The sequence below is a fragment of the Sphingomonas sp. NCPPB 2930 genome, from assembly GCF_042867205.1.
In the GTDB taxonomy this organism is placed as follows: Bacteria; Pseudomonadota; Alphaproteobacteria; order Sphingomonadales; family Sphingomonadaceae; genus Sphingomonas.
In genome coordinates this window covers 1-6934 of sequence record NZ_JBHZQU010000034.1, presented here as the reverse complement: position 1 = coordinate 6934, position 6934 = coordinate 1, and the positions used below count along the sequence as shown (strand labels likewise).

Annotated in this window: 8 protein-coding genes and 1 pseudogene; 6 read left to right on the top strand and 3 right to left on the bottom strand. The window is 66.7% G+C overall.

Features of this window, described 5'->3' with window-relative positions:
- Together ACFX59_RS18085 and sucC are read right to left on the bottom strand one after the other, a co-directional pair.
- Positions 1-77, bottom strand: a pseudogene (locus ACFX59_RS18085) (electron transfer flavoprotein subunit beta/FixA family protein); the annotation flags it as partial.
- Between the two features lie 153 nt (positions 78-230).
- Complete coding sequence (gene sucC, locus ACFX59_RS18080; RefSeq protein WP_007405207.1) at positions 231-1430, bottom strand: ADP-forming succinate--CoA ligase subunit beta; 1200 nt, start codon at positions 1428-1430, stop codon at positions 231-233.
- Positions 1431-1625: 195 nt separating this feature from the next.
- On the opposite strand from sucC, the gene ACFX59_RS18075 reads away from it, so the two are divergent.
- Positions 1626-2159 carry a sterol desaturase family protein gene (locus ACFX59_RS18075; RefSeq protein WP_309698042.1) on the top strand — a complete coding sequence of 178 codons (534 nt, stop codon included), beginning with the start codon at positions 1626-1628 and terminating at the stop codon, positions 2157-2159.
- A 26-nt stretch (positions 2160-2185) separates the two neighbouring features.
- Complete coding sequence (locus ACFX59_RS18070) at positions 2186-2518, top strand: pilus assembly protein PilZ (protein WP_387434422.1); 333 nt, start codon at positions 2186-2188, stop codon at positions 2516-2518.
- Positions 2519-2711: 193 nt separating this feature from the next.
- On the opposite strand, the gene ACFX59_RS18065 is transcribed toward ACFX59_RS18070, so the two are convergent.
- Positions 2712-3647: a ribose-phosphate pyrophosphokinase gene (locus tag ACFX59_RS18065; protein WP_307101731.1), complete on the bottom strand. Its 936-nt coding sequence runs from the start codon at positions 3645-3647 to the stop codon at positions 2712-2714.
- Positions 3648-3744: 97 nt separating this feature from the next.
- On the opposite strand from ACFX59_RS18065, the gene gltX reads away from it, so the two are divergent.
- The 4 genes from gltX (at position 3745) to ACFX59_RS18045 (ending at position 6829) form a co-directional block, all read left to right on the top strand.
- Complete coding sequence (gltX, locus tag ACFX59_RS18060) at positions 3745-5070, top strand: glutamate--tRNA ligase (RefSeq protein ID WP_387434420.1); 1326 nt, start codon at positions 3745-3747, stop codon at positions 5068-5070.
- 86 nt (positions 5071-5156) lie between these two features.
- Positions 5157-6053: a tetratricopeptide repeat protein gene (locus ACFX59_RS18055; protein ID WP_387434425.1), complete on the top strand. Its 897-nt coding sequence runs from the start codon at positions 5157-5159 to the stop codon at positions 6051-6053.
- Between the two features lie 6 nt (positions 6054-6059).
- Positions 6060-6665, top strand: a complete 606-nt coding sequence (locus ACFX59_RS18050) for an LON peptidase substrate-binding domain-containing protein (RefSeq protein WP_307101727.1) — start codon at positions 6060-6062, stop codon at positions 6663-6665.
- Entirely contained in the window at positions 6662-6829 is a 168-nt protein-coding gene (locus tag ACFX59_RS18045; protein ID WP_309691260.1) for a Trm112 family protein, read from the top strand. The genes ACFX59_RS18050 and ACFX59_RS18045 overlap by 4 nt, the downstream gene beginning before the upstream one ends.
- Positions 6830-6934 lie beyond the last annotated feature (105 nt).

Below are 6934 nucleotides of genomic sequence, written 5' to 3'. Positions count from 1 at the left end.
ACGCCCGTCCCGTCCGCCTTCACACGCGGCTTCACGTTATAATCCAACACCCGCTTCACGGGCACGACGATCTTCATCGCGATTCCTTCCCGGCTGGATAGCCCATCATGCCGCCGTCTTTGGCGGGCTTGCGACCGCATCGCAAGAGTTACGCCCGACCAACGAGAAAGGGGCCCGGACGTTTCCGCCCGAGCCCCCCTATATCGGTCCGTCAGGGCCGAAGGTGCGGTTTAGGCGACCTTCTGAACCTCGGCGACGATCTTCTTGGCGGCGTCGCCCAGATCGTTGGCGGGGACGATGGCGAGACCCGAATTGGCGAGGATTTCCTTGCCCTTCTCGACATTCGTACCCTCGAGGCGGACGACCAGCGGAACCTGCAGGTTCACTTCCTTCGCCGCCGCGACGATGCCGTCGGCGATGATGTCGCAACGCATGATGCCGCCGAAGATGTTGACCAGGATGCCCTTCACGGCGGGATCGCTCAGGATGATCTTGAACGCCGCGGTGACCTTCTCCTTGTTCGCGCCGCCGCCGACGTCGAGGAAGTTGGCCGGGAACATGCCGTTCAGCTTGATGATGTCCATCGTCGCCATGGCGAGGCCGGCGCCGTTGACCATGCAGCCGATGTCACCGTCGAGCTTGATGTAGGCCAGGTCGTACTTCGACGCCTCCAGCTCCATCGCGTCTTCTTCGGTGGTGTCGCGCAGTTCCATCAGGTCCTTGTGACGGAACATGGCGTTGCCGTCGAAGCCGACCTTGGCATCAAGCACCATCAGCTTGCCGTCCTCGGTGACGGCGAGCGGGTTGATCTCGATCTGCTCGGCATCGGTGCCCAGGAAAGCGGCGTACAGCTTCGACGCGACATTGGCGGCCTGCTTGGCGAGGTCGCCGGTCAGCTCCAGCGCGGCGGCGACGGCGCGGCCGTGATGCGGCATGAAGCCGGTCGCGGTGTCGATGTCGATCGAGTGGATCTTCTCGGGCGTGTCATGCGCCACGGTCTCGATGTCCATGCCGCCCTCGGTCGAGGCGACCATCGAGACGCGGCCGGTCGCGCGGTTGACGAGCAGCGCGAGGTAGAATTCCTTGGCGATGTCGACGCCGTCGGTCACGTACAGGCGGTTGACCTGCTTGCCCGCTTCGCCGGTCTGGATGGTGACCAGCGTGTTGCCCAGCATGTCGGTGGCGTGCGCACGGACTTCCTCGGCGGTCTTGGCCAGGCGAACACCGCCCTTGGCGTCGGGGCCGAGTTCCTTGAACTTGCCCTTGCCGCGGCCGCCCGCATGGATCTGCGCCTTGACGACGTAGAGCGGTCCGGGGAGCTTGGACGACGCCTCGACGGCCTCCTCAACGGTCATCGCGGCGAAGCCGGCGGGGACGGGCACGCCGAACTTGGCGAGCAATTCCTTGGCCTGATATTCGTGGATGTTCATGCGCTAGCCTTCCGCCTCTCGGGTGGTTCTAGGGAAATTGCTTCGCGCTAAAGCACAGGCCGGGCCACAAATCCACCCCGAAAGCATTCTATTGCAATTGCATCGCAAGTGCGAAATGCGGTGCGTCATGCCGTTCGATCCGCGCGATGTATGGAAATGCGAGCAAATTCCGTGCGACTGTTCTATATCGGTCCAATGCATTGGGCTCTCGGCATTCTCCTGTTCCTCGGCACCGTGATCTTCATGGAGGGATTCGCCTATGCGGCGCATCGCTGGATCATGCATGGGCCGGGCTGGTTCCTGCACGAAAGCCATCATCGTCCGCGCACCGGCAATTGGGAGCTGAACGACCTGTACGCGGCGATCTTCGCGGTGCCGTCCTTCGTGATGATCCTGGGCGGCGCGCAGCTGGGCTGGTGGAGCGGTTTCACCTGGATCGGGGCGGGGATCGCGGCCTATGGTGCGATCTATTTCGGGTTCCACGACGTGATCGTGCACAAGCGACTGCCGACCCGCTATCTGCCCAAGTCCGATTACATGAAGCGGATCATCCAGGCGCATCGGCTGCACCATGTCGTGGAAACCAAGCAGGGCACGGTCAGTTTCGGTTTCCTGGTCGCGCCGCGCCCCGAGGCGTTGAAGGCGGAGTTGAAGCGCCGGGCGCATGCCGGGGTGCGGCGACCGGCCGGTGCGGCGGACGTCCGGGATGCCGCGTTGACGGAAAAGTAACCTTGTTTGGCCATAGCGGGAGCGTCATGGAAAAACCGGTCTTCACACCGCCCTTCGAGCCCGTCCAAGGCCAGGAACTTCGCCGCTCGCTTCGGCAGGCGGTGCGGATGCGGGCCCATCTGCGCGACAAGGGGCAGACCCGGTTCGAGATCGACGTGGTCGACCTGTCGCAAGAGGGCTTCCGGGCCGAGACCAGCTTCACCCTGTGGCCGGGCACGATCGTCTGGCTGACCCTGCCGGGGCTCGCCCCGCTGGAGGCGGTGATCGCCTGGCGCGACCGGTTCAAATATGGCTGCGCCTTTTCCAAGCCGCTTCACCCGGCGGTGTTCGATCATATCGTCGCGCTGGGGAATCGCTGACTCTTTCTAGAGCGGGCGCCGTGATCGTCTCGCCTAGACCCGACCCTCCCCCATCCCCTCCCGCCTGCGGGAGGGGCGTGCCTGGTTCGACCGGCTTGCGCGTATTCTAAGCCCCTCCTCCCGGTAGGGGGGAGGGGTTTGGGGTGGGGGCCAGCCGCGCACGAAACGCCTACGACTTGCGCCCGTCAAAGACTCAATCGAACAGGCTCGACACGCTGGTCTCGTCCGCGATGCGCTTGATCGCCTCGCCCAGCAGCGGGGCGATGGGCAGGTGCCGGATCTTGGCGGTGGTGCCGATCGACTCGTGGTTGCCGATCGAGTCGGTGATGACCAGCTCGCGCAGTTCCGAACCATCGACGCGCGCCACCGCGCCGCCCGACAGGACGCCGTGGGTGACATAGGCGACGACATCCTGCGCCCCCGCCTGGCGCAAAGCGGCCGCCGCGTTGCACAGCGTGCCCGCCGAGTCGACGATATCGTCGATCAGGATGCAGAAGCGCCCTTCGACGTCGCCGATGATGTTCATCACCTCCGACTCGCCCGCGCGCTCGCGACGCTTGTCGACGATGGCGAGGGGGGCGTTGTTCAGCCGCTTGGCGAGCTGGCGCGCGCGGACCACGCCGCCGACGTCGGGCGACACGACCATGAGGTTGTCGTTCTTGAACCGCGCCAGGATGTCCGCCGACATGACCGGCGCGGCATAGAGATTGTCGGTCGGGATATCGAAGAATCCCTGGATCTGCCCGGCGTGCAGGTCGACCGACAGGACGCGGTCGGCGCCCGCCACGGTGATCAGGTTCGCCACCAGCTTGGCCGAGATCGGCGTACGGGGCCCGGGCTTCCGGTCCTGGCGGGCATAGCCGAAATAGGGGATCACCGCCGTGATGCGGCTGGCCGACGCGCGCTTCAGCGCGTCGATCATGATGAGGAGTTCCATGAGGTTGTCGTTGACCGGATAGCCGGTCGACTGGATCACGAACACGTCCTCGCCGCGCACATTCTCCTGGATCTCGACGAAGATTTCCTCATCGGCGAAGCGGCGCACCAGCGCTTCCGTCAGCGGCACCTCCAGATAGGAGGAGATCGCCTTCGCCAGCGGCAGGTTCGAATTGCCGGTCATCAATTTCATGGTGTCACCCGTCCCCGCAGACAGCCCGTTACTCGCGGCCCCTTTAATCGCGCTGTCACAATAGCGCAAAGGCGATTCCCGGATTATGGCGCGAGGCATGACCGTGACCCGTTTCGCTCCCTCGCCCACCGGGCGGCTGCATGTCGGCAATATCCGCACCGCGCTGCACAACTGGATATATGCGCGAAAGGCCGGCGGGCGCTTCCTGCTGCGCATCGACGACACCGATGCCGAGCGGAGCGAGGAACGCTATGTCGATGCGATCCGGGCGGATTTGCAGTGGCTGGGGCTGATCCCGGATGCGGAGGTCCGCCAGTCGCAGCGTTTCGCGCTGTACGAGGCGCGCTTCGCCGAACTGGTCGCGAGCGGCCATGTCTATCCGGCCTATGAAAGCGCGCAGGAACTCGACCTGAAGCGCAAGATTCAGCTCGGGCGCGGCCTGCCCCCGGTGTACGACCGCGCCGCGCTGGCTCTGACCGACGAGGATCGGGCGAAGCTGGAAGGCGAGGGCGTTCGCCCGCACTGGCGGTTCAAGCTCGATCACGGCGCGGCGATCGAATGGGACGATGCGGTGCGCGGGGCCCAGCGCTTCGACCCCGCGACGATGAGCGATCCGGTGATCCGCCGCGCCGACGGCACGTGGCTCTACATGCTCCCCTCGGTCATCGACGATATCGACATGGGCGTGACCCAGGTAGTGCGCGGCGAGGACCATGTCTCCAACACCGCGCTCCAGATCCAGATGTTCCAGGCGCTGGGGGCCGAGCTGCCGCGCTTCGCCCATGCCGCGTTGCTGACCGGCAACGAGGGCAAGCTGTCCAAGCGACTCGGCTCGCTGGGCGTCGATCATTTCCGGGAGATCGGTATCGAGCCGCAGGCGGTGCGCGCGCTCCTCGCACGGATCGGGACCAGCGATCCGGTCGAGCCGGTCGCCGACATGGCGCCGCTGATCGCCGGGTTCGATTTCACGCGCTTCGGCCGGGCGCCCGCGCGCTTCGACGAGGGTGAACTGGCGCAGCTGAATGCGCGTATCCTGCACCAGACGCCCTACGGAGCGGTCGCCGAGCGGCTGCCCACCGGCATGGGCGAGGCGGAATGGGAGGCGGTGCGCCCGAACCTCGCCACCGTCGCCGAGGCGGCGGACTGGTGGCAGGTGATCGAGGGGCCGGTCGATGCGCCGGAGCCCGCCGGAGACGACCGCGCCTATCTGGCGCAGGCGGCGGAGGTCGCCGCGCGGATCGACTGGGCGAACGACCCCTGGCACGCGCTGACCGCCGCGCTGAAGGACGCCACGGGGCGCAAGGGCAAGACGCTGTTCCTGCCGCTGCGCCTCGCGCTGACCGGCCGCGCGCAGGGGCCGGACATGGCCGCGCTCCTGCCGCTGATCGGGCGCGACCGGACGATCGCACGGCTGAACGGCTGATTGCGGCTTCGGCCTTTCATTACCGACCGCCCTCGCCCACATAGGGCGGGCAACACGTAAAGGAGCGTCTTTTGGCCACGTTGGGAATGTCGCCCGCCGAGAAGGAGGCCGTCACCGCCTTCCGCCGCGATGTCGTAGAGCCGTCGATGACCAAGCTGGTCATCCTCGATTTCTGGGCCGAATGGTGCGGGCCGTGCAAGGCGCTGGGCCCGACGCTGGAAAAGGTCGCGGCCGACTATGCCGACAAGGGCGTGGTGCTGGCCAAGATCGACACCGACAAAAACCAGTTCATCGCCAACCAATTCCAGATCCGCTCGATCCCGACCGTCTATGCGATGTTCCAGGGCCAGCTGGTCGCCGACCTGACCAGCGCGCGCACCGAGAGCGCGCTGCGCGCGACGCTGGACCAGCTGCTCAAGCAGTTGCCGATCCAGTCGGAGGCGGCGGACGCGGCGGCCGAGCTGGAACCGCTGATCGCGATGGGCGAGGAAGTGCTGGAGGCCGGTGACGCCGAGCGCGCGGTGTCGATCTTCCAGCAGCTGCTCGACATGGCGCCCGACCATCCCGCCGTGCTGTCGGGGCATATCCGCGCGCTGCTCGGCGCGGGGCGGGTCGAGGAGGCCGAGGCCGCGACCGAGGCGCTGCCGCAGGAGCTGGCCAAAGACCCCGCCATCCACCGCGCGATGGCCGCCGTCGCGCTCGCGCGTTCGGCTCCACCGGCGGCGGATTATGCCGGTCTGGCGGCCGAGGTCGCCGCTGATCCGGACGATCACGAGAAGCGGTTCGCGCTGGCGAACGCGCAGATGGCGGCGGGCGACCGCGACGGCGCGGCGGACAATCTGCTCCACATCGTCGCCGCCGACCGCAGCTGGAACGAGGATGCCGCACGCCAGCAGCTGCTCAAGCTGTTCGAGGTGGTCGGCCTGACCGACCCCTGGGTGTCGCAGCAGCGGCGGCGGCTGTCCGCCATCCTGTTCGGATAACGCCCCGTGGCGCGGCTCTCGATCTTTCCGCTGGCGGGTGCGATCCTCTTTCCGGGGATGCCGCTGCCGCTGCACATCTTCGAGCCGCGCTACCGGGCGCTCGTCTCCGACGCGATGGCGCGCGACCGGCGGATCGGCATGGTCCAGCCATCGGGCGATGGCGATACGCCCAGCCTCTACCAGATGGGCTGTGTCGGCCGCATCGCCGAGGTCGAGGCGATGGAGGATGGCCGCTACAACCTCGTGCTGGAGGGGGTGTCGCTGTTTCGCATCGTCCGCGAGCTGACGGTGACGACGCCCTTCCGCCAGGTCGAGGCGGAGTTGCTGCCGGTGGTGGACGAGGATCTGTTGTCGCTCGGCCGCCGCGCCTCGCTGGAGCAGGAGTCGCGCCGCTTCGCCGAGCTTCAGGGCTATGCGGTCGACTGGGACGCGGTCGGGCGGCTGGATGACGAGAGCCTGGTCAACGGCATCGCACAGATCGCGCCCTTCGACATCGCCGCCAAGCAGGCGCTGCTCGAGGCGCCCGATCTGGAGCAGCGCGCCGAGCTGATCATCCAGCTAATGCAATTTTTCGGTCGCCATGACGGCGAGGATCGGGTGACGCTGCAATGAGCCTGGACCCCTGGCTGCTCGAACGGCTGGTCTGCCCGGTGACGCGGACCCCTTTGCGCTATGACGAGGCCGCGCGCGAACTGGTGTCGGAGGCGGCGGGGCTGGCCTATCCGATCCGCGACGGCGTGCCGGTGATGCTGGTCGAGGAAGCGCGGGAACTCTGATTCCGTGTTCGTCCAGGGGCCGATCGACATTCAACGATGCCTTTCCTTCCCTCGCCCCTCGCAGAGGGGAGAGGGTTGCGCAGACTTGGCCTTTGCGAGAGCAAA

What these genes read in the sequence shown, in the direction of transcription:
- sucC (WP_007405207.1), bottom strand. Translation starts at nt 1,430, where the DNA reads ATGAACATCCACGAATATCAGGCCAAGGAATTGCTCGCCAAGTTCGGC.
- ACFX59_RS18075 (WP_309698042.1), top strand. Translation starts at nt 1,626, where the DNA reads ATGCATTGGGCTCTCGGCATTCTCCTGTTCCTCGGCACCGTGATCTTC.
- ACFX59_RS18070 (WP_387434422.1), top strand. Translation starts at nt 2,186, where the DNA reads ATGGAAAAACCGGTCTTCACACCGCCCTTCGAGCCCGTCCAAGGCCAG.
- ACFX59_RS18065 (WP_307101731.1), bottom strand. Translation starts at nt 3,647, where the DNA reads ATGAAATTGATGACCGGCAATTCGAACCTGCCGCTGGCGAAGGCGATC.
- gltX (WP_387434420.1), top strand. Translation starts at nt 3,745, where the DNA reads ATGACCGTGACCCGTTTCGCTCCCTCGCCCACCGGGCGGCTGCATGTC.
- ACFX59_RS18055 (WP_387434425.1), top strand. Translation starts at nt 5,157, where the DNA reads ATGTCGCCCGCCGAGAAGGAGGCCGTCACCGCCTTCCGCCGCGATGTC.
- ACFX59_RS18045 (WP_309691260.1), top strand. Translation starts at nt 6,662, where the DNA reads ATGAGCCTGGACCCCTGGCTGCTCGAACGGCTGGTCTGCCCGGTGACG.